Origin of the sequence: Butyricicoccus sp. OF27-2pH9A, from assembly GCF_027693185.1 — a bacterium.
In the GTDB taxonomy this organism is placed as follows: domain Bacteria; phylum Bacillota; class Clostridia; order Oscillospirales; family Butyricicoccaceae; genus Agathobaculum; species Agathobaculum butyriciproducens.
The window spans coordinates 145,770-171,282 of sequence record NZ_JAQEXK010000001.1 but is presented as its reverse complement, the minus strand read 5'-3'; the positions used below and the strand labels follow the sequence as shown (position 1 = coordinate 171,282).

Here is a 25,513-nt window from a genome sequence, read left to right as displayed (position 1 = left end):
CGCGGCGGGCGCCGCGACGCTCCCGCCGTCCGCAGACGGCGAATCCTCCCGCTAAGGTTCAGCGGAAAACTCCCCGCCCCGTTAGGGCGAACACGCTGACGCAGTTCGCGCACCCCGCTCAGCCGGTGCAGGAAAAGGAGCCGCCCCGTCAGGGCGAACACGCTGACACAGTTCGCGCACCCCGCTCAGCCGGTGCAGGAAAAGGAGCCGCCCCGTCAGGGCGAACACGCCTGCGGCAGTTCGCGCACCCCGCAGGGTCGGTGCAGAAAAGGTGCCGCCCGTTAGGGCGAACACGCCTGCGGTAGTTCGCGCACCCCGCTCAGCCGGTGCAGCGGAAAAGAGTGCCGCACGCGGACACCTGTCCACCTGTGAAAACCAAATATTTTTACGCTTTACACTATAAAAGCGATGTGCTATAATACAGGGTATAAGAGCGAAAAAACGAATGTAGGGAGGGATAGATCATGAATCGAAAGTTGAAGGACGAGGATATGGACATTCTGTTCCGCGGTATTCTCAAGCTGCAGACGGTCGAGGATTGCTACGACTTTTTTGAAGATCTGTGCACGATCGCCGAACTGCGTGCCATGGTGCAGCGCTTTCAGGTGGCGCGCATGCTGGACGAGGGACGCATTTACAGCGATATCGTGCAGGAGACCGGCGCGTCCACCGCGACGATCAGCCGCGTGAACAAGTGCCTTGTGTATGGCTCGGACGGCTACCGCAAGATGCTCGACCGGCTCAAGGAGGACGAAACAGCAGAGGAGAGCCATGAATAGTTACGAAACCCTGTCGGAATACTATGACCGCTTCACGGATGACGTGGGCTACGAGGAATGGGCAGACTTTTTCGAGCGCCTGTTTGAGCGGGAGGGCGTAAAGCCATCGCTGGTGCTCGATCTGGCGTGCGGAACCGGCAGTCTGACGCGCATTCTGGCGCAGCGCGGCTATGATATGATCGGCGCGGACGCATCGCCGGAAATGCTCATGCAGGCGCTGCAGAACACGCTGGACTGCGAGCCGCGTCCACTGCTGCTCAATCAGCGCATGGAAGAACTGGACCTGTACGGCGCGGTAGACGCGTGCCTGTGCTGTCTGGACAGCGTAAACTACGTCACTGAGCCGGAAGCACTGCAGACTGCCTTTGAGCGCGTACACACGTTCCTCAATCCGGACGGCCTGTTCGTATTCGACATCAACACACCGGAAAAATTCGCCCGCATTGATGGCGAAAGCTATGTCCGCGAGGACGACGGCGTGTTCTGCGTATGGCAGGCGGCGGTCGAGGACGGCCTGTGCGCCTACCAGTTCGATATTTTCGAGCAGGAGGACGATGTGTGGCACCGTGCGCAGGAAACGCACGAGGAGCGCATCTACGAGCCTGCACAGCTGACCGCCATGCTGGAGCAGGCCGGTTTTACCGAGATCAAAACCTATGGCGACCAGTCCTTTGCGCCCGTACAGGGCGGCGAGGACCGCATTTACTTTACAGCACGAAAGAGAGATTAACTTATGAGCGATACGTTACTTCGCGCGATCGCCCGTGACGCGGGCATCCAGATTTGTGCAGCCAGCACGACCGAGCTGGTCGAGCGCGCACACGAAATCCACAGCACCACGCCGCTGGCTACCGCAGCCCTCGGACGAACGCTGACCGCGACTGCCATCATGGGCAGCCAGCTCAAGGTCGAGGACGGCTCCGTGACCGTGCAGATCAAGGGCAACGGCCCGCTCGGCGCGATCGTCTGTGTCGGTGATTCGGACGGCTATGTGCGCGGCTATCTGCAGGACCCGGCTGTCGATCTGCCGCTGCGTGCGGACGGCAAGCTGAATGTAGGCGGCGGTGTCGGCCGCGGCTATCTGATGGTGATTAAGGACATTGGCCTGAAGGACCCGATCACGGGCACGGTTGCGCTCGTCAACGGCGAGATTGCCGAGGACCTGACCCGCTATTTCGCGGAGAGCGAGCAGATTCCGTCTGCGTGCGCGCTCGGCGTGCTCGTGGATACCGACTGCTCGGTCAAGTGCGCCGGCGGCTGGCTCGTGCAGCTGATGCCGGGCGTGAAGGATTCCGACATTGACAAGCTGGAGGCCAATCTGGCAAAGCTGGAGAGCATGACTGCTATGCTTGATAAGGGCATGAGCCTCGAGGACATCATCCGCGCGGTGCTCGATGGCTTTGAGGTAGATTTTCTGCAGACCAGTGAAATCGGCTACCGCTGTGCGTGCAGCCGTGAAAAAGTAGAGCGCGCCCTGATCAGCATGGGAAAAACCGAACTTTGCAAGATGGCGGAAGAACAGGAAAATAGTGAGGTAACCTGCCAGTTTTGTGATAAAATCTATCGTTTCAGCCGCGCAGAGTTGCAGGAACTTTTAACACACGCAACGAAATAAAAAGAAAATAAAAAAACTTTGAAAAAAGTGTTGACATTTGGGCACAGGTTCTGTATAATAAACATCGTCGCTGAGAGATACGAACGAAAACGAAACAGCGACGACGGCCTGGCCCGGTAGCTCAGTTGGTTAGAGCGCTAGCCTGTCACGCTAGAGGCCGTGGGTTCAAGTCCCATCCGGGTCGCCATTCTTCAATCGGAAACGATTGAAGAATATGCCTCTGTAGCTCAGTCGGTAGAGCAGGGGACTGAAAATCCCCGTGTCGGTGGTTCGATTCCGCCCGGAGGCACCATTTATTCAAATGAGTGTCTGGACACTCATTTGAATAAATCTTACCTTTCGGTTAAGGAATCGAAAGGCGGCTCTTAGAAATATGCCGGTGGCATATTTCAACCGCCGTGGCTTTTGCCGCAGCAAAAGCGATTCCGCCCGTGAGCGTTAAACCCGAAGCGTCCGGTAACTAATCGGCACTGACAAAAATCGCGTTAGCGCGAAAAACTAAATATGCGGCTGTAGCTCATCTGGTAGAGCGCCACCTTGCCAAGGTGGAGGTAGCGAGTTCGAGCCTCGTCAGCCGCTCCACATGGTACCATAGCCAAGCGGTAAGGCGTGGGACTGCAACTCCCTGATCCCCAGTTCGATTCTGGGTGGTACCTCCAAAAGACTGATGTGAAAACATCAGTCTTTTTGTTTTGCACAAAATCACACGAATTTGCACAAATGCAGGTAAAGGTTGACAAATACGGCAGACTGTGTTATATTTCACCTATGGATGCACTACGGCGTCCATGCAATAAAAGGAGGAATTTAATATGACACTCAGAAAGCGACTGATCGCGCTGAGCATGGCGGCAGCCTGCGCAGCAACAGCCTTTGCCGGTGCAGCATTCACCGACCAGAGCAGCATCAAGGTGGATGGCAAGGTAATCGGCACCCTGACCGAGAAGAACGTCATCAAGGGCTTTGAGGACGGTTCGTTCAAGCCGGACACGCCCGTCACCCGTGCCCAGATGGCAAAGATGATGTTCGTACTGCGTACCGGTTCGGATGATGCATCTTACTACGCAAAGGATATGACCGACACGTTTGCGGATACGGCTGGTACCTGGTCGAACGGCTACGTTAAGTATTGTCAGGCGTACGGCATCGTTTCCGGCAAGTCGAGCACGGTTTTTGCACCGAATGCGGCTGTAACGACTGCTGAAGCCGCAAAAATGCTTCTGGTATACAGCGGTCACGATGTACAGAAGGATGGTCTGACCGGTGCACAGTGGAAGGAAAATGCCTTGAAGCTGGCAGATAAAGACGGTCTTCTGGTCTCTGTAAATACAAAGCCGGATGATGCACTCCCGCGTCAGTATGCCGCGCAGATGATTTACAACGCAATCAGCAAATAAACACGCAGCAAAGAAAAGTCCCTCAACCGAGGGACTTTTTTTCATCTTCATAAAATCTAAAGAAATTCCCTGCGGAAAACAACAGAAACCTGTGGTAAGATAGAAGTAACGAAAGGGGGAAAGAAAAATGGAAAAGCTGACTGTTCTGGTGGTGGATGACGACCGCGAGATTGTGGAAAGCATTGCGATATTCCTGCAGGCGGACGGCTATCTGGTACGCAAGGCGTACAACGGTCTGGAGGCGCTCGATATCGTCATGACCGAGAACGTACACCTTATCATCCTTGACATTATGATGCCCGAGCTGGACGGCATAAAGACCCTGCTGAAGGTGCGCGAGAGCAAAAATCTGCCCATCATCCTGCTGTCCGCCAAGGGCGAGGATGCAGACAAGATACTCGGGTTGACGGCGGGCGCGGACGACTACATCACCAAGCCGTTCAACCCGTCCGAGCTGGTCGCGCGGGTGAAAAGCCAGCTGCGCCGCTATACCCAGTTGGGCGCGATGCAGATAAAGGAAACGCAGATCGTCATCCGCGGACTGGTGCTCGACACCGAGAGCAAAAGCGTGACGGTAGACGGCGAAGCCGTTCGTCTCACACCGCTCGAATACAAAATACTTGAGCTGCTGTGCCGTCACCCGGGAAGGGTGTTCTCCACCGAGGAGATTTACCGACAGGTGTGGAATGACGATATTGTCAGTGACAACGCCATTGCCGTCCATGTGCGGCACATCCGCGAAAAGATAGAGATCAACCCGAAGGAGCCGCGCTATCTTAAGGTAGTATGGGGCGTCGGCTACAAAATCGAAAGGAGCGAGTGAGTATGAATATCAAGGGGATCTTACGCAGTACGGTTGTAAAGCTTATCGCGTTTGCAGGCATTGTGGGGTGCTTTGCAGGTGCACTGTTTCTCGTTGAGAACACGATAACAGATTTTGCCGCGAACGGCCTTGACCAAATGGTCTATCGCTTTGAGGGCGATTTTGCCGACTCGTCCTATATGCATCAGCAGCTCGGCATAATGTGTGCTGAAATGGCGAATGCGTTTGAGGATGGCATGGACGCAGCGGAATTCAGCAGGCAGCATACGGATTTTGCGGGAAACTATTTTGGCAGAATGGGCGATAAAACGGTCGGCGATGACACGCTGACCGAAGCCGCGGCAAAAAAATCTGCGTTTTACATGATCACACGGCCAGGTGGCAATGTGCAGTCCAATGTGGGAATTTACTACGGCTATCCGCTTGCGGTTTACGATGAGGAGACGGGCAGTTACGGCTACTACACCGAGGAGGATGCGGCAGAGGAAGGCTGGAAGTTCAATAAGTTCAATCCGTACCCGTCTAACACCCTGCTGCTGGTGCGCTTCACGGACGCACAGGCTGCACCCATCAAGGCTGAGTGGGAAACGCAGAAAACGCAGATTACCGGTGTGCTCCATCGGGCGATTGTGCTGACGGTGATCGCACTGCTGCTGTTCGTGTTCCTGCTGTTCGTCACCGGCCGCAAGCCGGAGGATGAGGACGTGCACCTTGTCACCATCGACCGTCTGCCGGTGGAAGTGAACGTGCTGTGCTTCTGGGCGGTGCTCGGCACGGCAGGCGGACTGAATCTGGCACTGATGGGTGAATTGCTGAACGGCACAAACGACATGTCGATATTGCTCGTACCGTCCATCCTGTTTTTCGTCGCGGCGTTTGCGTTCGCACTTGAACTTACGCTGTCGCTCGTGCGCGTAATCAAGAACCGCAGCTTCGTCAAGCAGTGCTGGTCGATTCGATTCATCCTCTGGTGCTGGAGAACCTTTATTAAGGTATGCGAGTGCATCCGGCACAGTTTCGGAAAACTGCGCCGCATGCTGTTCCGCGACTACAAAACGCGCAACGTTGTGCTGCTCTTTACGGCGTATTCGGTTGTTCTCGCGTTCCTCGCGGCGGTGTTCGGCGGAGTGGGCGGCTCGTTTTTTGTCTTCGTGCTCGGCGCGGTCTGGTTCCTCGCGGCAGGTTACTTTCTCATCAAACGCATCACCGGCTTTGAACGTATCGTGGACGCGCTGCGCCGGCTGCGTGCGGGCGACCTCAGCTTCAAGCTGACCGATATGCCGGAGGGCGTGTTTGCTGAAATGGCCGAGGACATTAACTCGCTCGGTGACGGCATGCATGCAGCACTGCAGAACGAAGTCCGCGCGGAACGCATGAAAAGCGAACTGATTACCAACGTCAGCCACGATTTGAAAACGCCGCTGACCAGCATCCTCAACTATTCCGATCTGCTCGGCAAAATGGATTTAACGCCGGAGGAGGCGAACGACTACGCCCGCATTATCCATCAAAAGGGTCTGCGGCTCAAGAATCTGACGAGCGACCTGTTCGATATCTCCAAGGTGCAGTCGGGCGCAGAGCAGATCATCAGCGAACGGCTGGATGCGTGCACGCTCGCCCGGCAGGCGCTCGCGGAGCAGGACAAGGCCGTGCAGGAGAGCGGCTTGACCGTCAAAGCCGCCATTCCCGAGCGGGAGCTGCCTATATGGGCGGACGGACGCAAGCTGTCCCGCGTGCTGGAGAATCTCATCGGCAACTGCGTGAAATATGCGCTCAAGGGCACGCGCGTGTTCCTCTCTGTTGCAGAGGAGAACGGTCAGGCCATTATTGAACTCAAAAACACCGCCAACTACGAGATGGACTTTGCAGCCGACGAAATTACCGAACGGTTTGTCCGCGGTGACGCGGCGCGCTCGACCGAGGGCAGCGGTCTGGGTCTCGCTATCGCAAAAAGCTATACCGAGGCCTGCGGCGGCACGTTCGATGTCTCGGTGGACGGCGATCAGTTTAAGGTGCGTATCGGCTTTCCGGTGTACGGTATGACTGCAAAGTAAATTCTTCGCGGAAATGGAAATCTTATCTTGTAATTTGGATTACAACCGCTATAATAGGAATTGACAAGAAACTGCGCGAGCGGTAAGGGCAACACCGCAGCTTCAATCATGCGGTATTGCCCGGGACAAGAAAGGCGGAAAGAATTATGATTACGACTGCAAGCGAACATCAGGTAGATAAGGTAGAGCAGATGGCTGGCGGCAAGGGCCGCGTTATCATCGAGCGCCTGCTCGGAGAGAAGGAGCTGGACGGCAAGTGCGGCCTGTATGCAAAGGTAACCATCGAGCCGTGGTGCACGCTCGGCTTCCACGAGCACCACGGCGAGACCGAGACCTATTACATCCTGAGCGGTGAAGGCTCGTATAACGATGGTGAGAAGTCCTATCCGGTCAAGGCGGGCGATGTGACCTTCTGTCCGGATGGCACCGGTCATGCGCTGGATAATACCGGCGATACCGACCTCGTGTTCATGGCACTGATCATTATGAAGTAAGCGCAGAGACGCAAAGAACCCGAAGCCTTGGCTTCGGGTTCTTTTTGTGTGTAATTGAGAATGGAGAATTGAGAATGGAAAATGAACGCAGTTTCTTTCTGGTTTATGCAGGGTGTATCGTATGGGAGTACAGTGTGCGCCCGTAGCACGACCGAACGCGCCCGGTTAACGGTGTTTTGGGTGCCTCTACGGTTAGGTGTTTGCAAATGAATTGACAAATGGCGGGGCGCTCCGGAGTGGTCTCTCTTGCATTTTGGGCAATTCACCCTCTGAGGGCACTCAACCCTACGGAGTATGTAGAACGGGTGCTGTTTTCACGAGGTTTACCATTATATTCATCATTTATTTTCTGTTTTCAATTCTCCGTTTGCAACACGGGAAATAAAATTTCAGACAAAACAAAACAGGCTCGGATAAACCGAGCCTGTTTTGCTGTGATCGGGAGGTGTGATCCGATCACAAAGAAGAAAAGAGTAAAAAAGAAAGGAAAAAGAGAGATAGTCAATTAGTAAAGCTGTGTTTTACAGCGTTTGTGCTGTTTTTAAGCACTTTCTTTGAACAATTACAGTATAGCGTGGTTTTCGTCAAAATGCAAGAAAAAATGTTCGGCAGTTTGTATAAAAATACTACAAAATTTTTCAGCGGGAATTGTGCTTTGCGTTGAGCGTGTGAAAAACCGCCATCTCTCAAACCGCTTCGTTTGTGAAAAATCGCGTCTGGTGGAAATCTATCCCTTGACATATTGCTCATATTGTATATAATGAGTATATACAATAAAAGAGGGAGGGACGGCATGGACATCATAGTATCCAACATGGACAGCACACCGATCTACGAGCAGATCACACGTCAGATCAAGGCGAAAATCCTCGGCGGAGAGCTGCAGCCGGGGGAGGCGCTGCCGTCTATGCGCTTGCTGGCGAAGGAGCTGCGCATCAGCGTTATCACGACTAAGCGTGCGTATGAGGAGCTTGAGCGCGAGGGCCTTATCACCAGCCAGACCGGACGCGGCAGCTTTGTTGCACCGGTCAGCAGCGAACGTCTGCGGGAAGCGCAGCTTCGCACGGTGGAAGACCACCTGACGGACGCTGTGCAGGCGGCAAGACTGGCCGGACTGTCTGCGGACGAGTTCGCAGAGCTGGCACGGACACTGTTTGAGGAGGAAGGATTATGAGAGAGAATGCACTGGAGCTGCACGGCGTCTGCAAGAAATACGGCGGCTTTGCGCTCCGCAATGTGGGATTTACCCTGCCGAGAGGCACGGTAATGGGTTTAATAGGAGAAAACGGTGCCGGAAAGACAACGACCATCAAGGCGGTGCTCGACCTCATCCGGCCGGACAGCGGCGAGATTACCGTGCTGGGGGAACACGGCTCGAATCCGTCCGTCCGTGAAAAGATCGGCGTGGTGCTCGAGGACGGCGGTTTCCCGAGCACGATGAGCGCCGTACAGGTGAGCACGCTGCTCGGCAGAGCATACAAAAACTGGAATGCGGAGCAGTTTGCGTCGTACATCGAAAAATTCGGCATTGACCGAGAAAAGGCCATCAGGGACTACTCCAAGGGCATGAAAACCAAGCTGAATATCGCGGCAGCGCTGTCTCATGACGCGGAGCTGCTGCTGCTTGATGAGCCGACGAGCGGCCTTGATCCGGTCGTGCGGGATGAGGTGCTCGATCTGCTGTACGACTTCATGCAGGACGAAAATCACGCGATTTTGTTGTCCAGTCATATCACGAGCGATTTGGATAAAATCGCGGACGAGATCACCTTCATCCACAAGGGCGAGGTGTTGCTGAGCGAGCCGCGCGACGAACTGCTCGACACCTGCGGTATACTGCGCTGCACCGCCGATCAGCTGGATGCCCTTGACCCGTCCGCCGTGCGGGCAAAGCGCGTGGGTGCATTCGGCTGTGAGGCCTTGGTAAGACGTGACGGCGTACCGGAAAACTGGTCGGTCGAGCCGGTCAACATCGAACAGATCATGCTGTTTCTGACGAGAGAGGAGGACGCAAGATGAAAGCAATGCTGTATGCGGACTGGATGAATCTGCGCCGGTCGATGAAGGCAATTTTGATAGTGGTGGCTGTCATTGCGGTGGCTTCACTGACGTGGGAAAACAATGCGTCGTTCGTGTCGTTTATTCTGGTGATGCTGTCGCTGATGGTGCCCGCAACGCTGATGAGCAGTGACCGAGCCTACGGCTGGGATAAGCTCAGTCTGTCGCTGCCCATCTCCCGAAAAGACGTGGTGAGCAGTAAATTTGTGCTCTGTCTGCTGGTGAATCTGGTAACTTTCCTGCTGGGAACCGCGTACATTGCGAGTATGGATATTTTTTACGGCAATGCAATGGCAGAGAATATGCTCGGTCTGCTGGCGTGCGAAGCGGTTGGTCTGGCACTGACCGGCATTGACATGGCGCTCATCCTGCGGTTTGGTCCGGATCGCGGACGGTATTTCCTCATTGGCGTGGTGTGGGTGCCGATCATCCTGCTGACCGTCGTCAAAAAGCATCCGGCATTCAATAAACTTGTGCAGGCGGTCGGCGGCATGGACAGCTGGTCGGTCGGACAGCTTACGGCGTTCTTCGGCGGACTGGTGATCGTCGGGACCATCGTGTATGCAGTGTGCTGGCGCATTGGTGTGGGCATTTACCGGAAAAGAGAGCTGTAAATGAATAAAATCCCTTTCGCTCCATATAAATAGGAACGGGAGGGACGGAGAATGAAGATTTTCAGCTTTACACTGCCTCTGGCGGTCGGTGGACTTGCGGCCGGGCTGACGATGGGCAGCATGTCGCAGTATGCGGCGCTGGTGCAGCCGCCGTTTGCACCGCCGGCATGGATATTCCCCGTTGCGTGGACGATTCTGTATGTGCTCATGGGATGGGCGAGTCTGCGCGTGCGGCAGTCCGGCTCGCCGGAGCGAAGCAACGCGCTTGCGCTGTATTACACGCAGCTTGCAGTGAATTTCGTGTGGCCGCTGCTGTTTTTTCGCGTTGGACTGTACGGAACGGCGTTCTGGTGGCTGATTCTGCTGCTGACACTCGTGCTCGTCACCGCAAGGGCGTTTTACCGCATTGACAAGCAGGCGGGATGGCTGCTCGTGCCATACCTGGTCTGGCTGGTGTACGCGGCTTATCTCAATGCCGGTGTCTGGTTCCTGAATAAATAAAAGGGAGCAAATCGTGTGATTTGCTCCCTTTCTGTTACTCATATCTCAGCTTTACGTTTTCTGCATTGCACAGATCAACGTACTCCTTCGGCGGTTCGCAGTCGGTGATGAAGGCGGTCAGGTCCTTGAGGTGGCAGAACGTGACGATCGCTTCCTTGCCGATCTTGGACGAATCGACCATGCCGTAGATGTTATCCGCGCGGTGAACAACGGCACGCTTGATCTCGGCTTCGAGGAAGGTGGTGTTGGTCATGCCTGCAGTCAGCGACACGCCGGTCGCGCCCATGAACGCCTTGTTGATACGCATGGTGGACAGCGCTTCGATCGCGGACAGGCCGACAAACGAATCTGTAGTCGGGCTGTAAATGCCGCCGAGCGAGATAATATTAAGGTTATCGTACTTGGAGGCCTCGCTCAGCGCGCCGAGCGAGTGTGTGATGATTGTAATTCGCTTTTTTGCCACAAGAAACCGCAGCAGACACAGGGTGGTCGTGCCGGAGTCGATAAAAATGGTATCGCCATCCGCGACCTCCTCGGCGGCCAGACGGCCGATGAGAGACTTGTCGATCTGGTTGAGACCCGAACGGATGGGCGTCGGCACGGCACCGGACGGCACCGTAGCGGTCACGCCGCCGTATACCTTGGTGATGTGACCGCGCTGCTCAAGCTCGTTCAGGTCGCGGCGGATGGTATTCTTGGACACGCCAAAAACCTCGCACAGCTCGTCAATGCTGACGGTCTCGCGCGAGATGACATATTGCTCTATCGAATTGAGACGGCTGACTTTCATATTCACAGCTCCCACATAATAATATCCGCCCAGTAGTATCCGAATGTATCCACAATGTTTTCTTTAGTTTATCAAATTTGTAACCAAATGTCCACTGCTCCGAAGAATGGGAATATGACATGGATTTGGAGAAAAAGGTCGGAAATACATGAAAACTCGCGGCGAAGAACGGCAAAAAGTGAGAAAAATCCGTAAAACCGCCTTTTGAAAATAATTTCTGACAGCGAGCGGGGAGAGAAGCGCTAACCCGTCTGCGGGGAGAGGGATACGCAGACAAACAGCAGAAACAGGGCGGGATACCCCTTTTGAAAATATATTTTTACCGTTTTGCAAGAGGTTTACCAACAAAATAAATACATATAACCAGCAGATAACCAACAAATTACCTAATTTTACTCGAAATAAATTAGATATTTTCCATAAGGCGTTTGAATGAAATTGGAATTTTGCGAACAAATGCAGGAATTTCGGTTGAAATTTTGGCGGTTTGGTGATACACTTGTATTCGTAAAACAGTGGCATTGTGCCGCTGTACGCTGGAACCTGTTCCGCGGAGAGAAAATTATATTTTGAATTAGGCAGGTGTATGCAATGCAGAAAGCAGAAAAGATGCAGGAGCTTCGTGTATTTGCTCAGGAAATCCGTGTGGAGACCCTGAAGACCGTCGGTTCGCTTGGCTTCGGCCACGTTCCGGGTGCAATGTCCGTTATTGATGCGCTGGCAGTTCTGTACGGCGAAGTAATGAAGGTTGATCCGAAGAACCCGCATTGGGAAGATCGTGACTGGTGCGTACTGTCCAAGGGCCACGCTGGTCCGGCTATGTACGCTACCCTCGGTCTGAAGGGTTTCTACCCGGTTGAGGACGCTTATACCCTCAATCAGCCGCACACCAATTTCCCGTCCCATACCGACCGCACCAAGACCCCCGGTGTTGACCTGACGACCGGTTCTCTCGGTCAGGGCATGTCCACCGCTACCGGTGCTGCTCTGGGCAACAAGCTCGACGGCCGCGACAGCCATGTATTCGTATTTGTTGGCGACGGCGAGTGCGATGAGGGCCAGGTTTGGGAGGCTGCACAGTTCGCAGCTCACTACAAGCTGGACAACCTCGTTTGCTTCGTAGACGACAACAAGTACCAGCTCGACGGTGCTGTTGACAAGGTTATGAGCCACGGCAAGGGCATCGGTGCTAAGTTCGCAGCATTTGGCTGGAACGTGATCGAGCTGCAGGACGGCAATGACGTAGAGCAGATCTACGACGCTGTTCAGCTCGCTTACGACACCAAGGGCGTACCGACTTGCATCGTCCTGAACACCGTTAAGGGCCTGGGCGCCACCTTTGCTGAAGGCACTGGCGCGCACTCCTCTCAGCCGACTAAGGAGCAGTGGGATGAAGCCATTGCTGCTGCTGAGAAGAAGCTCGCTGAGATCAAGGCACAGTAAGGGAGGGTATTGAACATGAGCTTTACTTTGATTGGCAAGCACGAGAAGGATTCTCGTAACAACCGTGACGGTTACGTTACCGCTATGCTGGACCTGATGGAGAAGGACAGCAAGGTTATGCATGTTGACTGCGACCTCGAGAACTGCATCAATACCGGCAAGCTGGCTAAGGCTTTCCCGGAGCAGACCGTAAACGCAGGTATCGCAGAGGCTAACGCTATGGGCGTTGCTGCAGGTCTTGCTGCTACCGGCCGCACCGTATTCATGCACTCCTTCGGCTGCTTCGCTTCCCGCCGTGCATTTGACCAGGCATTCATGTCCGCAGCTTACGCTAAGCTGCCGGTACACGTTATCGGTTCCGACCCCGGCGTATGCGCTGCATACAACGGCGGTACCCACATGCCGTTCGAGGACTGCGCTCTGTACATGTCCGTACCGGAAGCAGTTGTTATCGACCCGGTTGACTTCGCTCAGATCAACTGCCTGACCAAGAAGCTGGCAGCATCCGGCAAGTTCTCCTACATGCGTATGATCCGTAAGGGCTTCACCACCGTTTACGGCGATGGCTCTGACTTCGAGATCGGCAAGGGCGTTACCCTGAAGGAAGGCAAGGACGTAGCTATCATCGCTTCCGGCATCATGGTAGACGAGGCACTGAAGGCTCAGGAGCAGCTGGCTGCTGAGGGTATCTCTGCCAAGGTTATCGATATGTTCACCTGGAAGCCGCTCGACGAGCAGCTCATCCTCGATTCCGCTGCTGAGTGCGGCGCTATCGTAACTGCTGAGAACCATCAGGTAAAGGTTGGTCTGGGTTCTGCTGTTGCTAACGTTGTTATCAAGAACAACCCGGTTCCGATGGAGATGGTAGGCGTTGAGGATCGCTTCGGTCAGGTAGGCGCTGAGTCCTTCCTGCGCGAGGAGTACGGTCTGACCGCTGCTCACATCGTAGAGGCTGCTAAGAAGGCTATCGCTCGCAAGAACGGCTAAGTTTTCCCGCAGATACGCGAAGTAAAATTGCATCGAAAAGCGTTCCGACGTATGTCGGAACGCTTTTTTGTCGTTACATTGCACAGAAGCAAACGCAGATTTTGCATGGTCTGGAAATAGACAATATCACCCAAATCTGCTACACTGTAAGCACAACAGTAAAAGGAGGAGGTGTACCACATGAAAAAACGGTACGCGGCAGGACTGGCGCTGGCTCTTGTGGGGATTTTGAGCGGGTGCGGACAAACGGCGGCAGACAACACCATGCACCTTGCACCGGTGGAGCTGTCCGAGGAGCAGGAGGAGCTGATTTGGCTGACCGGTACGAGTACGACTGCCAACACGTTCTTTTTGTATGAATTTTCCGGCAACCACACAGATGCCAACGGCATGGAGATTCATCATTACATCTGGAAAGACAGCCAGTGGACGCCGTATAAAGGCCGTGATGGACTGGTTTCGGGCATGTATCAGATGGATTTGAACGGTCAGCCGGGCAAAATTGCGCTGCGGCGTGACGGTGACATCAATGCGAATTTCGCGATCGAGGTGCACTATCCGGATGGCGGCTGGTCGCACCTGGCAGCAGAGCCGAAAGAGATAGAAGGTCTGGTGGTTGGTGAAAATTCCGTGGCGGTTGGCACGATGGAAGAGCCGATTGACGATTTGGCTGTCGGTGTGGAAACGCCAATCCTCATTCGAGTGTACCGCAAGGGTGATACCTTGCGTCCGGTGACGGTTGCGGCGTTCAATGACCCGGAAAACAGCAAAGCTGTACAGGAAGGCGTTTACGCGGAAGTGTACACTGTCATTTTTATTCAGAAGTAAAGACAAAACTTGATAAAAGGAGGTTATCACATGAAAAAACGATACGCAGCAGGACTGGCACTGGCTCTTGTGGGGATTTTGAGCGGGTGCGGGCAGGCAGAGACACAGCCGGCGGATAATACGATTTCCATCACGCCGGTGGAGCAGGCTACGACAGAGAAACAATCGGGTGCGGTTGTAGAGTATCATTTTTCCGGCAACAACACAGAAGCCAACGGAATAACATTCAACAGCTACACATGGGATGGCAATGCGTGGCAGAACATGGACAAACCTATCGGTGCGTATGGTATGGGTCTGAATAGCGGCACCGGCAAAATCATTTTCCGGCATGATGCCGATACAATCAATGCGGCGTATGATATTGAGATGACGTTCCCGAGTGGCGGCGCTTCGACCCAGTATGGAGATTCGTCCGAGCTGAGCAAACTGCCAACGGACAACCTGACAGTGGCTGTCGCGGGACAGAAGAAGCCAATCGACGATTTAGCAGTCGATGTAGAGATACCGCTTGTTGTGCGTGTGTTTAACACGGATGGAGCAACGCACACGGTAGATATCAATGCGTTTATCGAACCAGATAGCAGCGAAGAATTGAAAAACTGCATCTATGCGGATGCCATTACGGCAACATTCGTATATGACGACAGCATTCCTAAATAAAACATGCAATGCCCTGACCTCTCGTCAGGGCATTTTTCTCTTTACGCCAACTGCGAATTTCACTATAATAGAGGGAGCAGAAAGGGGAGAGAACCATGTCCCAAACAGACAGCCCACTGGGCACCGCACCGGTCGGCAAGCTGGTTCTGCAGCTTGCCATACCGGCCATGCTGGCACAGTTTGTCAATATTCTATACAGCGTGGTCGATCGCATGTATGTCGGCCACATCGCGGGCGCGGGCGATGCGGCGCTGGCCGGTGTCGGCGTGTGCGCGCCTGTGGTGACCATGATAACCGCCATCGGTGCGCTCATCGGCTTCGGCGGCGGACCGCTGATGAGCATCCGCATGGGGCGGCGCGACATGGACGGCGCCCGTCAGATCATCACGAACAGCTTCTACCTTTTGCTGGCGCTGAGCGTGCTGGCGACCGTGCCGCTGCTTATTTTCAAGCGGCAGATCCTGTTCACCTTCGGCTGCAGCGAGCTCCTGTGGGACTACGCGCAGGCGTACTTTACGACCTATGTTTCCGGCACGGTGTTCGCATTACTGAGCTACGGACTCAATCAAATTACAATGAGTCAGGGATTTTCCGGTACCGCAATGCGGTCGGTTATGCTCGGAGCGGCCGTAAATATCGCACTTGACCCAGTGTTCATTTTTGCGCTGCACATGGGCGTGCGCGGAGCCGCTCTTGCAACCGTGCTGTCGCAGGCGTGCTCGACGGTGTACATTCTGCGGTTCCTGTTCAGCGGCAGAGCTGCTGTCCGCATTACCCGTCAGCCGGTCAATTTTGGCTGGATGCGCCGTATCGTGCAGGTCGGCTTGTCGCCTGCGCTCATCATCGCGCTCGATAACGTGCTGCTCATCTCCATCAATGTCATGCTGCGCAAATACGGCGGCGCAGACAGCGATATGCTCATCGCGTGTGCTGCCATCATGCAGAGCTTCATGCTCATCATCACCATGCCGCTCGGCGGAATAACGGCGGGCACGCAGTCCATTCTCGGCTATAACTACGGCGCGTGCGACGAAAAACGCGTCATGAAGGCGTTTCGGTGCATTGTGCTGCTGTGCCTCGTGTTCTGCGGCATCATGTTCCTGCTCGCGCAGACGGTCTCGGGCGCTTTTGTCAAAATCTTCACCAAAGACCCGGTGTATATTGATATGGCGGCGTATATGATCCACACCTACTCGCTCGGCGTGCTCGGACTGACCATCCAGTACCCGTTCGTGGACGGCATGACCGGCATGGGCCTTGTCAAATGGGGACTGACGTTTTCCATGCTCCGCAAGGGCATTTTCCTTGTCAGCGTGTTCGTCCTGCCGCCGATTTTCGGGGCAACGGCCGTTATGTTTTCTGAGCCGCTGTCCGATGTCGTGTCGGCGGTGTTCTCCGGCTGCGCGGCCATGTTCCTCTTGCCGAAGCTGGTGGCGAAACAATGCTGCAAGTAGAGTGAAGAGTTGAGAGTGAAGAGCATGAGAAGTTTAACCTTCTTCATGCTATTGCATTACACATAAAATCTAAATCGTAGGGTGCGACAAGGTGTACCTTTATGATAATATGAAAAACGGAGAAACACGATGAATCATTACGTTCATTCTCCGTCCTTTATCCTACATCCTCAATTACTTCCCGCTCTTTGTACAAACTACCCCTTTACGAACGCATTTCTACTCTGTATAATAAGGTAAGATAGAAAACTCTTTCCGTCGAACGGAACAAGAACGATAACGGAGGAACAGAACATGGACGTTAAGGAACGCGCACTGCAGGCACATGAAAAATGGGGCGGCAAGATTGAGGTCGTGGCCCGCTGTGAGGTAAACAGCAAGGACGATCTGTCGATCGCGTACACGCCGGGTGTTGCCGAGCCGTGCCTCAAGATTAAGGACGATCCGTCTCTCAGCTACACCTATACGCGCCGCCACAATCTGGTTGCGGTCATCACGGACGGCACCGCGGTGCTCGGTCTGGGCGATATCGGTCCGATTGCCGGCATGCCGGTCATGGAGGGCAAGTGCGCGCTGTTCAAGGCGTTCGCTGACGTGGACGCGTTCCCGCTCTGTGTGGCTTCCAAGGATGTGGACGAGATCGTACGCACCATTCAGCTGATCTCCGGCTCGTTCGGCGGCATCAACCTCGAGGACATCGCGGCTCCGCGCTGCTTTGAGATCGAGCGCCGACTCAAGGAGGTCTGCGACATTCCGGTATTCCACGATGACCAGCACGGCACGGCTGTCTGCTGCGGTGCGGCTCTGCTCAACGCCTGCCGCCTGACCGGCCGCAAGGTGGATGAGATCAAGATGGTCGTCAACGGCTGCGGCGCGGCTGCTATCGCCGTTACCAAGTTCCTGATGTTCCTCGGCGTCAAGCACATCACGATGGTCGAGCGCTTCGGCATCGTCTGCGAGGGCGATGAGCGTCTGAATCCGGCACAGCAGGAGATGGCCAAGGTCACCAACCGCGAGCACATGACAGGCACGCTGGCCGATGCTGTCAAGGGTGCGGACGTATTCTTCGGCATGTCTGCTCCGCAGGTGCTCACTGCCGAGATGGTCTCCACCATGGCAAAAGACCCGATGGTATTCGCTATGGCAAATCCGGTGCCCGAAATCTGGCCGGAGGACGCAAAGAAGGGCGGCGCTGCCGTTGTCGGCACCGGCCGTTCGGACTATCCGAACCAGATCAACAACGTGCTTGCGTTCCCGGGTATTTTCCGTGGCGCACTTGATGTTCGCGCAAGCGACATCAACGAGGAGATGAAGCTGGCAGCGGCTAAGGCGATCGCGGCCTGCGTTTCCGATGAGGAGCTGAATGCGGAGTATATCATGCCGATGGCGTTCGACAAGAAGGTCATCCGTTCGGTAGCAGATGCCGTTGCACAGGCTGCCCGCGATTCCGGTGTGGCCCGTATCTGAGCGCAGCAGACGAAAAGTTACAGATAAGACAAAATCAACCGCGCGGGAACAATCTCGCGCGGTTTTTGCGCAAAAGTGCGTGCACGCACACGCACAAGTTCGCGGAATGACAAAAACAGCGGATTGCACAACTCGGCTTTGTGAAAAAATGCGTTTGACATTTACAGTGCATAAGGGTACAATAAGAATAACAAAAATGCGTTTGTTCTGCGCAGACGCAGAGAGAAGATTATGGAGGGAATAACTATGTTAGATCCGAAGAAAGTAAGACTGGGTATCTGCCCGATCGGCTGGTCCAATGATGATATGTGGGATCTCGGCGACGAGAACACCTTCCAGCAGTGCATCTCTGAGATGAAGCTCGCTGGTTTCGACGGTTGCGAAGTAGGCCATAAGTATCCGGAGGACAAGACCGTCCTCAAGCACATGCTGGACGCCCGCAACCTGACCATCGCTTCCAAGTGGTTCTCCTCTTTCCTGGTTGACAAGCCGTACGAAGAGGTAGAGGCTGAGTTCATCAAGGAGCTGGATTACCTGTCCTACGTTGGCGCTACCGCTATCAACGTATCCGAGCAGTCCGGTTCTATTCAGGGTCAGCTCGATACGCCGGTTCTGGACGACAAGAAGCGCGTTCTGACCGACGAGGAGTGGGATCGCTTCACCACCGGCCTGAACAAGCTGGGCAAGCTGTCCATGGAGAAGTACGGCATCCGCACCTGCTTCCATCATCACATGGGCACCGTATGCCAGACCGTTGAGGAGACTACCCGCCTGATGGAGAACACCGACCCGAAGTATGTATTCCTGTGCTTCGATACCGGTCACTTCACCTTCGCTGGCGAGGATCCGGTAAAGATGCTCGAGAAGTTCGCTGACCGTGTTGGTCACGTTCATCTGAAGAACATGCGCATGCCGCTGGTTGAGAAGGCTCGCGCTGAGCACTGGTCTTTCCTGGATGCAGTTCGCGCAGGCGCTTTCACCGTACCGGGCGATCCGGACGGCTGCGTAGAGTTCGACGCTGTATTCGATCTGCTTGACAAGGCTGGCTACACCGGCTGGATCATGGTAGAGGCAGAGCAGGATCCGGCTAAGGCTAATCCGTTCGAGTACGCTAAGATGGGCCGTGAGTACATCACTGCACACACCGGTCTGGGCGGCGAGGTTGTTCTGAAGAAGTAATTCTTCGCATATCGCGCAATAAAGCACGAAACCGAGGGCAGTTGCCCTCGGTTTTTTGCGTTCCCCAAAGGATATATGTCGTTAAGAACCGTTTGCACCGACCGGAAGCCTCCCCTGAAAGGAGAGGGGAACCGCCGAACGGCGGTGGAGGGGGTTGCCGTACCCACGGCAGAGGATTTCGCACGCTGCGGCGTGCGGGAATGTTGCCGCTGCACGCGGCGGGCGCACAAGAGGGTAGACAACCTGCGGTTTTCCACCCTCTTGTGAATCACCCCTTTTCCTGCAAGGGCTTGGGTGCAGATGGTAGACTGCGTAAGCATGAAAAAGGGGAACGGCAGTCGGGTTACCGTTCCGTAGGGCAGACCAATGTGTCTGCCCATTTCTTTACCTATACGCAATGTCAGATACCTTTCTGCTACACATACGGTTTAGTCTACGCAGGCGCGGCATACCCGTGCCGCGCAACATTTTTACCTGTGCAGATTATCCAAATCCTGCGATTGCAGCCGGTTTGTGCCGAAAAACGAGTTGCGCGGCACTGTTATGCCGCGCGTAGCGGCAATCCCCGCCGCAGTCTACGGCAAAACGCTTCGCCCGGAAGCGGTGAACCGCCTGCGCGGTTCGGATGCCCCGAAAAACCGGTGCCGAAACCCCTCAGTCGCAGCAAGCTGCGCCAGCTCCCCTTTCAGGGGAGCCTGCAACCGTCCGGAGGGCGCAAACCGCTTCGCCTTTTATTCATTTGCCGCTATATAAATCGTTGCAAATTCTCCGAAAATAGGGTAGAATAGTAAACAGGAATAGAATAAGGAGTGTGGAGCATGGAAGCACAGAAATATAAGCGCGTACTGATCAAGATCAGCGGCGAAGCCCTTGCGGGCGATAAGCATTTCGGCCTGAACTTTGATGTCATCGGTCCGGTATGCGATGTGATCAAAAAATGCAACGAAGAGGGCTGCGAGATCGGCATTGTTGTCGGCGGCGGCAACTTCTGGCGCGGCGTAAAGGACGGCGGCGGCAAGATGGAGCGCACCCGCGCGGACCACATGGGCATGCTGGCAACCACCATCAACGCACTGGCTCTGCAGGATGCTCTGGAGCAGCGCGGCGTGGACGTTCGCGTACAGACCGCTATCGAGATGAACAAGATCGCTGAGCCGTACATCCGTTCCCGCGCGACCCGTCACCTCGAAAAGGGCCGTGTCGTTATCTTCGGCTGCGGCACCGGCTGCCCGTTCTTCTCGACCGACACTGCAGCGGTTCTGCGTGCGGCAGAGATTGGCGCGGATGTTATCCTGCTGGCAAAGAACGTAGATGGCGTGTACGATTCCGACCCGGCTGTCAACCCGGATGCCAAGAAGTACGACCAGCTGAGCTACATGGACGTGCTCAATCAGGGTCTCGGCGTTATGGATTCCACGGCAACCTCGCTGTCCATGGATAACCATATCCCGATTCTGGTATTCGCGCTTTCCGACCCCGAAAATATTCACCGCGCTGTTAACGGCGAAAAGATCGGCACGATCGTTGAGGAGGTAAAATAATGAAGGAACAGATCAAGTCCCACGAGGCAAAAATGCAGAAAACGCTGGACGTGCTCTCCAAGGAGCTGGCAGCAGTTCGCGCAGGCCGCGCAAACCCGGCGGTTCTCGATAAGATCACCGTTGAGTATTACGGTGCACCGACCCCGCTGAATCAGGTTGCGGCAATTTCTACTCCCGACCCGCGCACGCTGGCCATCCAGCCGTGGGACGGCTCGGTGCTCAAGGCCATCGAGAAGGCGATCCAGGTCTCCGACCTCGGCATCAACCCGCAGAACGACGGCAAGCAGATTCGTCTGAACTTCCCGCCGCTGACCGAGGAGCGCCGCAAGGAGCTCATCAAGGGCGTTTCCAAGACCGGTGAGGAGGCCAAGGTTGCACTCCGCAACATCCGCCGTGATGCACTGGACAAGTTCAAGGCAGCGCAGAAGAAGAGCGAGATCACCGAGGACGAGCTGCACGACGGCGAGGACAAGATGCAGAAGCTGACCGATAAGTACGTCAAGGAAATCGACGCTATGGTTTCCAAGAAGTCTAAGGAACTCGCTGAAGTTTAATTCAGGGGGAAGTCCGCTGCCTGCAGCGGCATGAAATCGGATTTTCGCAGAAAATCCGTAAAAAGCGGGAGCATGTATCTCGCTTTTTACACAAGGGAGCATAGCTGTGTGCCGCAAAGTGGCGCGCAGATGTGCTCGCAGGACGTATCCGAGCGTTTGCTCGGTACGTTCCGATCGACCGAAAACGTGTTTTCGGTCGAGGAGCGAAGCGACATTGGGGGCGGCGGATTCGTCGCCCTTTTGCATGAAATTGGCAGGAAAACCTGCCGCAAGAGGGATAAACAGGGAGGAAACAGGTTGGGTCTGTTCACACGAAAAAAGAAGGATAACGCGCCCGAAAACCGTTCGGTGCCGCGTCATATTGCGGTCATCATGGACGGCAACGGCCGCTGGGCCAAGAAACGCGGTCTGCCGCGCAAGGCCGGTCACAAGGTCGGCGCGGAGACGTTCCGCACCATTGCCACCTACTGCAAGGACATCGGCGTGCAGTATTTCACGGTCTATGCATTCTCTACCGAAAACTGGAAACGTCCGCAGGACGAGGTGGATGCGCTGATGAACCTGTTCCGCTCCTATCTGAAGGAAGCGGCGGAAACCATGTTCGAGCGCGGCGTAGCCGTGCGCGTGCTGGGCGACCTGACCGTTCTGCCGGAGGATATCCGCGCGCAGATCGCGGAGGTGGACGCGATTGCCGATCGGCTTGGTCCGGACGCGGCAACAGCCTCGCTGTGTATCAATTACGGCGGCCGTGACGAGATCAAAAACGCCGTCCGTGCTATCGCGGAGCAGGTGAAAGCCGGCGAACTGGCACCCGAGGATATCACCGAGGATACCATCACCGCCAACCTGTATACCGCGCACATGCCCGATCCCGACCTCATCATCCGTCCTTCGGGCGAGATCCGCACGTCCAACTTCCTGCTGTGGCAGTCCGCCTACTCGGAGTATTACTTCACCGATGTGCTGTGGCCGGACTTCAAAACCACCGATCTGGATGCGGCAATCGACAATTATAACAACAGAAACCGTCGTTTTGGCGGCGTTTAATATCCAATTAGGGTGATAAAACTATGAAAGCAAGAGTATTGTTTGGCGTATTCGGCTTTGTTTTTGTGCTGCTGGCGCTGTATGTGTTCCCGCCGATCGTGCTGGAGCTTGTCGTGGCGGCGCTGTGCGTGTTCGCCACCTATGAGGTGCTCGGCTCGACAAAACTGGTGCGCAACCACTTGGAACTGCTGCTCGCAATGGCCGTCTCGCTGGGACTGGCTGTCGGGCATTTCAGCATCCTGCCGCTGCGGCTCGAGAGCGTGATGCAGGGCCTGGTGTTGGTGCTCCTGTTCGGCTCGTTCGCCATCGAACTGAAATATCACGACGTCATGAAGGCTTCGCAGGTCTCGTGGGCGTTTTTCGGCGGACTTGTCGTGCCGTACCTGCTGCTCAGCCTGCTGCGTATTTTCCAGATGAACTACCACCACGGTGCGTTCATCGTGCTGCTGCCGCTGCTTGCTGCCTGGGGCGCGGATACCTGCGCTCTGTTCTCGGGCATGCTGTTCGGCAAGCATAAGCTGGCGCCGGTCGTCAGCCCGAAAAAGACGGTAGAGGGTGCTATCGGCGGCGTGGTCGGCGGTGCCGTCCTCGTGCTGATCGCGGCTTTGATTATGAACCAGACGCTCGGCCTTGAAATGCCGCTCTGGTCGGCGGTCGTGCTCGGCGCAGTCGGCGCGGTGCTCGGAGAGATCGGCGACCTGTCGTTCTCGGTCATCAAGCGTCAGACCGGCATTAAGGATTACGGACATATTTTCCCGGGCCACGGAGGAGTGCTGGATCGCTTCGACAGCGTGTTGTTCGTAGCGCCTTTCGCGGAGCTGCTCTTTAGAGTCATTTGATAATTGAAAATTGAGAATGGAGAATGGGGAATTGTGGTATCGCGCTTTGCACGGCACCATAATTTTCAATTTTCCATTTTCAATTCTCCATTATCCCCAATCGTTTAACAGGAGAAAAATAATGAAGAAGATTGCGATTTTAGGTTCAACGGGTTCGATCGGCACGCAAACGGTCGATATTCTGCCTTCGATCGACGCCGAAGTCGTCGCATTGACGACCAACCGGCGCATAAACTTATTGGAGGAGCAGGCGCGTGCCCTGCATCCGAAAATGGTCTGCGCGATGGATGAAAACGCAGCAAAGGAGCTGAAAATCAAGCTGGCAGACACCGATATCGAGGTTTTGACCGGCATGGACGGTCTGATCGCCTGTGCCGCAGAGAGCGGCGCGGACATCGTGGTAACGGCGGTTGTCGGCATGGTCGGCCTGCTGCCGACGATGGCGGCCATCAAGGCGGGCAAGGACATTGCGCTAGCGAACAAGGAGACGCTCGTGTGTGCGGGCGGTCTGGTGATGAGCGCTGCAAAGCAGTACGGCGTGCGCATCCTGCCGGTGGATTCTGAGCATTCGGCTATCTTCCAGTGCGTGCAGGCGGCAAACGGCAACCCGATCGACAAAATCCTGCTGACCGCGTCCGGCGGTCCGTTCTTCGGCAAAAAGTTCGAGGAAATGCGCGGCATGACGCGCGAGCAGGCGCTTGCACACCCGAACTGGAGCATGGGTGCAAAAATCACGATCGACTCTGCGACCATGATGAACAAGGGGCTGGAGCTGATCGAAGCCATGTGGCTGTATGATCTGCCGCCGGAGGACATCGAAATTGTCGTCCACCGCGAGAGCATCGTGCACTCGGCGGTGGAGTTTGCGGACGGAGCGGTAATCGCGCAGCTTGGCCTGCCGGATATGCGTCTGCCGATTCAGCTGGCGCTGACGTGGCCGCAGCGTGTGCCGTGCAAGGTACCGCGCATGTCGCTCGCGGAGGTCGCAAAGCTGACGTTCTATGCACCCGACTATGAGGCGTTTCCGGCGCTGAACCTCGCCAAGCACGCCGCCTCCCTCAAGGGCGACCGCGGCGCTGTGCTCAACGGTGCAAATGAGGCCGCAGTCGGTCTGTTTTTGAACGGCAAGATCGGTTTTACCGACATCGCAGAGCGCGTTGCATACGCACTTGATACCATTCCGTACAAGAAGGACATCACGCTGGACGACGTTCTGGCGGCGGACAAAGCCGCGCGAGAGATCGTGCTCGGCTGACCGAAAGGAGCTACGCTTTGCTGCAAATCATTCTGGCAATCCTCGCCTTCGGTGTGCTGGTCATCGTGCATGAGTTCGGACATTTCATCACCGCCAAGCGCGGCGGTGTGCAGGTCAACGAATTCTGGATCGGCATGGGTCCGACCCTCCTCAAGCACGAGTACCACGGCACGCTGTACTGTCTCAAGCTGCTGCCGTTCGGCGGCGCGTGCGTTATGGAGGGCGAGGACGGTGAAAGTGAAAACGAGCACGCCTTCGGCAAGGCGAAGCTGCCGCGCCGCATGCTCATCGTGTGTGCGGGTGCGCTGATGAATTTCCTCGTCGGATTCCTCATCGTGCTGGCGGTCATGCGTCCGAACGGACCGAACGGCGGCTATATCGTCTCCACCATCAGCGAGGTCAATCCGGCGAGCACCGCCGCCGCAGACGGCGGTCTGGAGGCAGGCGACGAAATTCTGAAAATCGACGGCTACCACATCCTCGTGCGGACGGATTTCGATACCGCGCTTGCGCGCACCGGTTCGACCACGCATGAAATTACCGTGCGCCGCAACGGCGAAAAGATGACGCTGCCAACGGTCAAGCTCGAAGCGGCGGTCACGGACGCGAACGGCAACAAGCGCATCGGCATCACCTTTGCGGAGCTGCCTGACAGCCTTGGCATGCACCTCAGCATGAGCGTGCGCACCGCCGTCAACTACGCGCGGCTCGTCTGGTCGAGCGTGGGCATGCTCGTCAGCGGACAGGTCGGCGTGGATCAGCTTTCCGGTCCGGTCGGTGTGGCCGAGGTCATGGCGGATACCGCCAAGTACAGCATGATTTCGTTCTTCCAGCTTGTGGCATTTATCTCGATCAACCTCGGCGTGATGAACCTGCTGCCGCTGCCCGCACTGGACGGCGGTCGGCTCGTGTTCCTCATCATCGAGGGCATTCGCCGCAAGCCCGTGCCGCCCAAGTACGAGGGCTATGTGCACGCGGCAGGACTCATGCTGCTGCTTATGCTGATGGTGTATGTGACCGGGCAGGACGTACTGCGCATTTTTATGCGCAGTAATTGAGAATTGAGAATGGAAAATGAATGTGCGGCGTATAGCGCCGTTATGCAATCATCGCGCAAAGCGCGATACCACA

Annotated in this window: 25 protein-coding genes and 4 tRNA genes; 28 read left to right on the top strand and 1 reads right to left on the bottom strand. The window is 55.5% G+C overall.

Annotated elements, in window-relative coordinates:
* The first annotated feature begins 464 nt into the window (after positions 1 to 464).
* The 15 genes from PG722_RS00855 to PG722_RS00785 all read left to right on the top strand — a co-directional run bounded on the left by PG722_RS00855 (position 465) and on the right by PG722_RS00785 (position 10,335).
* Entirely contained in the window at positions 465 to 779 is a 315-nt protein-coding gene (locus tag PG722_RS00855; protein WP_110436460.1) for a YerC/YecD family TrpR-related protein, read from the top strand.
* Entirely contained in the window at positions 772 to 1,509 is a 738-nt protein-coding gene (locus PG722_RS00850; protein WP_118360405.1) for a class I SAM-dependent DNA methyltransferase, read from the top strand. Before PG722_RS00855 ends, PG722_RS00850 begins: the two co-directional genes overlap by 8 nt.
* 3 nt (positions 1,510 to 1,512) lie before the next feature.
* Positions 1,513 to 2,394: an Hsp33 family molecular chaperone HslO gene (hslO, locus tag PG722_RS00845; protein ID WP_270383771.1), complete on the top strand. Its 882-nt coding sequence runs from the start codon at positions 1,513 to 1,515 to the stop codon at positions 2,392 to 2,394.
* Between the two features lie 110 nt (positions 2,395 to 2,504).
* Positions 2,505 to 2,581 (top strand) — tRNA-Asp (locus tag PG722_RS00840).
* 29 nt (positions 2,582 to 2,610) lie between these two features.
* Positions 2,611 to 2,686, top strand: a tRNA-Phe gene (locus PG722_RS00835).
* Between the two features lie 214 nt (positions 2,687 to 2,900).
* Positions 2,901 to 2,976 (top strand) — tRNA-Gly (locus tag PG722_RS00830).
* A gap of 3 nt (positions 2,977 to 2,979) precedes the next feature.
* A tRNA-Cys gene (locus PG722_RS00825) sits at positions 2,980 to 3,053 on the top strand.
* Between the two features lie 153 nt (positions 3,054 to 3,206).
* Positions 3,207 to 3,791 carry an S-layer homology domain-containing protein gene (locus PG722_RS00820; RefSeq protein ID WP_270579376.1) on the top strand — a complete coding sequence of 195 codons (585 nt, stop codon included), beginning with the start codon at positions 3,207 to 3,209 and terminating at the stop codon, positions 3,789 to 3,791.
* A 127-nt stretch (positions 3,792 to 3,918) separates the two neighbouring features.
* Complete coding sequence (locus PG722_RS00815; protein WP_270579375.1) at positions 3,919 to 4,614, top strand: response regulator transcription factor; 696 nt, start codon at positions 3,919 to 3,921, stop codon at positions 4,612 to 4,614.
* 2 nt (positions 4,615 to 4,616) lie between these two features.
* Entirely contained in the window at positions 4,617 to 6,668 is a 2,052-nt protein-coding gene (locus tag PG722_RS00810) for a HAMP domain-containing sensor histidine kinase (protein ID WP_270579374.1), read from the top strand.
* 146 nt (positions 6,669 to 6,814) lie between these two features.
* Positions 6,815 to 7,162 (top strand): cupin domain-containing protein, encoded by a 348-nt coding sequence (locus PG722_RS00805; RefSeq protein WP_270579373.1) that lies wholly within the window; start codon positions 6,815 to 6,817, stop codon positions 7,160 to 7,162.
* Positions 7,163 to 7,955: 793 nt separating this feature from the next.
* Complete coding sequence (locus tag PG722_RS00800) at positions 7,956 to 8,336, top strand: GntR family transcriptional regulator (RefSeq protein ID WP_110436467.1); 381 nt, start codon at positions 7,956 to 7,958, stop codon at positions 8,334 to 8,336.
* Positions 8,333 to 9,181: an ABC transporter ATP-binding protein gene (locus tag PG722_RS00795; RefSeq protein ID WP_270579372.1), complete on the top strand. Its 849-nt coding sequence runs from the start codon at positions 8,333 to 8,335 to the stop codon at positions 9,179 to 9,181. Before PG722_RS00800 ends, PG722_RS00795 begins: the two co-directional genes overlap by 4 nt.
* Positions 9,178 to 9,834 carry an ABC-2 transporter permease gene (locus PG722_RS00790; RefSeq protein WP_270579370.1) on the top strand — a complete coding sequence of 219 codons (657 nt, stop codon included), beginning with the start codon at positions 9,178 to 9,180 and terminating at the stop codon, positions 9,832 to 9,834. Before PG722_RS00795 ends, PG722_RS00790 begins: the two co-directional genes overlap by 4 nt.
* A gap of 51 nt (positions 9,835 to 9,885) precedes the next feature.
* Positions 9,886 to 10,335 carry a TspO/MBR family protein gene (locus PG722_RS00785; RefSeq protein WP_270579369.1) on the top strand — a complete coding sequence of 150 codons (450 nt, stop codon included), beginning with the start codon at positions 9,886 to 9,888 and terminating at the stop codon, positions 10,333 to 10,335.
* A 34-nt stretch (positions 10,336 to 10,369) separates the two neighbouring features.
* Here the strand turns inward: PG722_RS00785 and PG722_RS00780 are convergent, their stop codons facing one another.
* Positions 10,370 to 11,125 (bottom strand): DeoR/GlpR family DNA-binding transcription regulator, encoded by a 756-nt coding sequence (locus PG722_RS00780; RefSeq protein WP_117491063.1) that lies wholly within the window; start codon positions 11,123 to 11,125, stop codon positions 10,370 to 10,372.
* 591 nt (positions 11,126 to 11,716) lie between these two features.
* Here PG722_RS00780 and PG722_RS00775 point away from each other — a divergent pair.
* The 13 genes from PG722_RS00775 (at position 11,717) to rseP (ending at position 25,440) form a co-directional block, all read left to right on the top strand.
* Positions 11,717 to 12,568, top strand: a complete 852-nt coding sequence (locus tag PG722_RS00775; protein ID WP_110436472.1) for a transketolase — start codon at positions 11,717 to 11,719, stop codon at positions 12,566 to 12,568.
* 15 nt (positions 12,569 to 12,583) lie between these two features.
* Positions 12,584 to 13,555, top strand: a complete 972-nt coding sequence (locus PG722_RS00770) for a transketolase family protein (protein ID WP_110436473.1) — start codon at positions 12,584 to 12,586, stop codon at positions 13,553 to 13,555.
* Between the two features lie 180 nt (positions 13,556 to 13,735).
* The gene (locus PG722_RS00765; protein WP_117751646.1) at positions 13,736 to 14,383 is read left to right on the top strand and encodes a hypothetical protein; all 648 of its coding nucleotides are present in this window, start codon (positions 13,736 to 13,738) and stop codon (positions 14,381 to 14,383) included.
* Between the two features lie 30 nt (positions 14,384 to 14,413).
* Positions 14,414 to 15,046 (top strand): hypothetical protein, encoded by a 633-nt coding sequence (locus tag PG722_RS00760; RefSeq protein WP_270579367.1) that lies wholly within the window; start codon positions 14,414 to 14,416, stop codon positions 15,044 to 15,046.
* A gap of 95 nt (positions 15,047 to 15,141) precedes the next feature.
* Positions 15,142 to 16,500, top strand: coding sequence for an MATE family efflux transporter (locus PG722_RS00755; protein WP_270579366.1), 1,359 nt, complete (start codon positions 15,142 to 15,144; stop codon positions 16,498 to 16,500).
* A gap of 294 nt (positions 16,501 to 16,794) precedes the next feature.
* The gene (locus tag PG722_RS00750; RefSeq protein WP_116704966.1) at positions 16,795 to 17,967 is read left to right on the top strand and encodes an NAD(P)-dependent malic enzyme; all 1,173 of its coding nucleotides are present in this window, start codon (positions 16,795 to 16,797) and stop codon (positions 17,965 to 17,967) included.
* 246 nt (positions 17,968 to 18,213) lie between these two features.
* A complete protein-coding gene (iolE, locus tag PG722_RS00745) occupies positions 18,214 to 19,146 on the top strand; it encodes a myo-inosose-2 dehydratase (RefSeq protein WP_110436478.1) in 933 nt (310 codons plus the stop codon).
* An 818-nt stretch (positions 19,147 to 19,964) separates the two neighbouring features.
* Positions 19,965 to 20,687 (top strand): UMP kinase, encoded by a 723-nt coding sequence (gene pyrH, locus PG722_RS00740; protein ID WP_270579365.1) that lies wholly within the window; start codon positions 19,965 to 19,967, stop codon positions 20,685 to 20,687.
* Positions 20,687 to 21,241: a ribosome recycling factor gene (gene frr, locus PG722_RS00735; RefSeq protein WP_118760419.1), complete on the top strand. Its 555-nt coding sequence runs from the start codon at positions 20,687 to 20,689 to the stop codon at positions 21,239 to 21,241. Before pyrH ends, frr begins: the two co-directional genes overlap by 1 nt.
* A 108-nt stretch (positions 21,242 to 21,349) precedes the next feature.
* Complete coding sequence (locus tag PG722_RS00730) at positions 21,350 to 22,288, top strand: isoprenyl transferase (RefSeq protein ID WP_330674650.1); 939 nt, start codon at positions 21,350 to 21,352, stop codon at positions 22,286 to 22,288.
* 23 nt (positions 22,289 to 22,311) lie between these two features.
* Complete coding sequence (locus PG722_RS00725) at positions 22,312 to 23,127, top strand: phosphatidate cytidylyltransferase (protein ID WP_270579364.1); 816 nt, start codon at positions 22,312 to 22,314, stop codon at positions 23,125 to 23,127.
* 118 nt (positions 23,128 to 23,245) lie between these two features.
* The gene (locus tag PG722_RS00720) at positions 23,246 to 24,382 is read left to right on the top strand and encodes a 1-deoxy-D-xylulose-5-phosphate reductoisomerase (protein WP_442867815.1); all 1,137 of its coding nucleotides are present in this window, start codon (positions 23,246 to 23,248) and stop codon (positions 24,380 to 24,382) included.
* 17 nt (positions 24,383 to 24,399) lie between these two features.
* Complete coding sequence (rseP, locus tag PG722_RS00715) at positions 24,400 to 25,440, top strand: RIP metalloprotease RseP (RefSeq protein ID WP_270579361.1); 1,041 nt, start codon at positions 24,400 to 24,402, stop codon at positions 25,438 to 25,440.
* Positions 25,441 to 25,513: the final 73 nt, after the last annotated feature.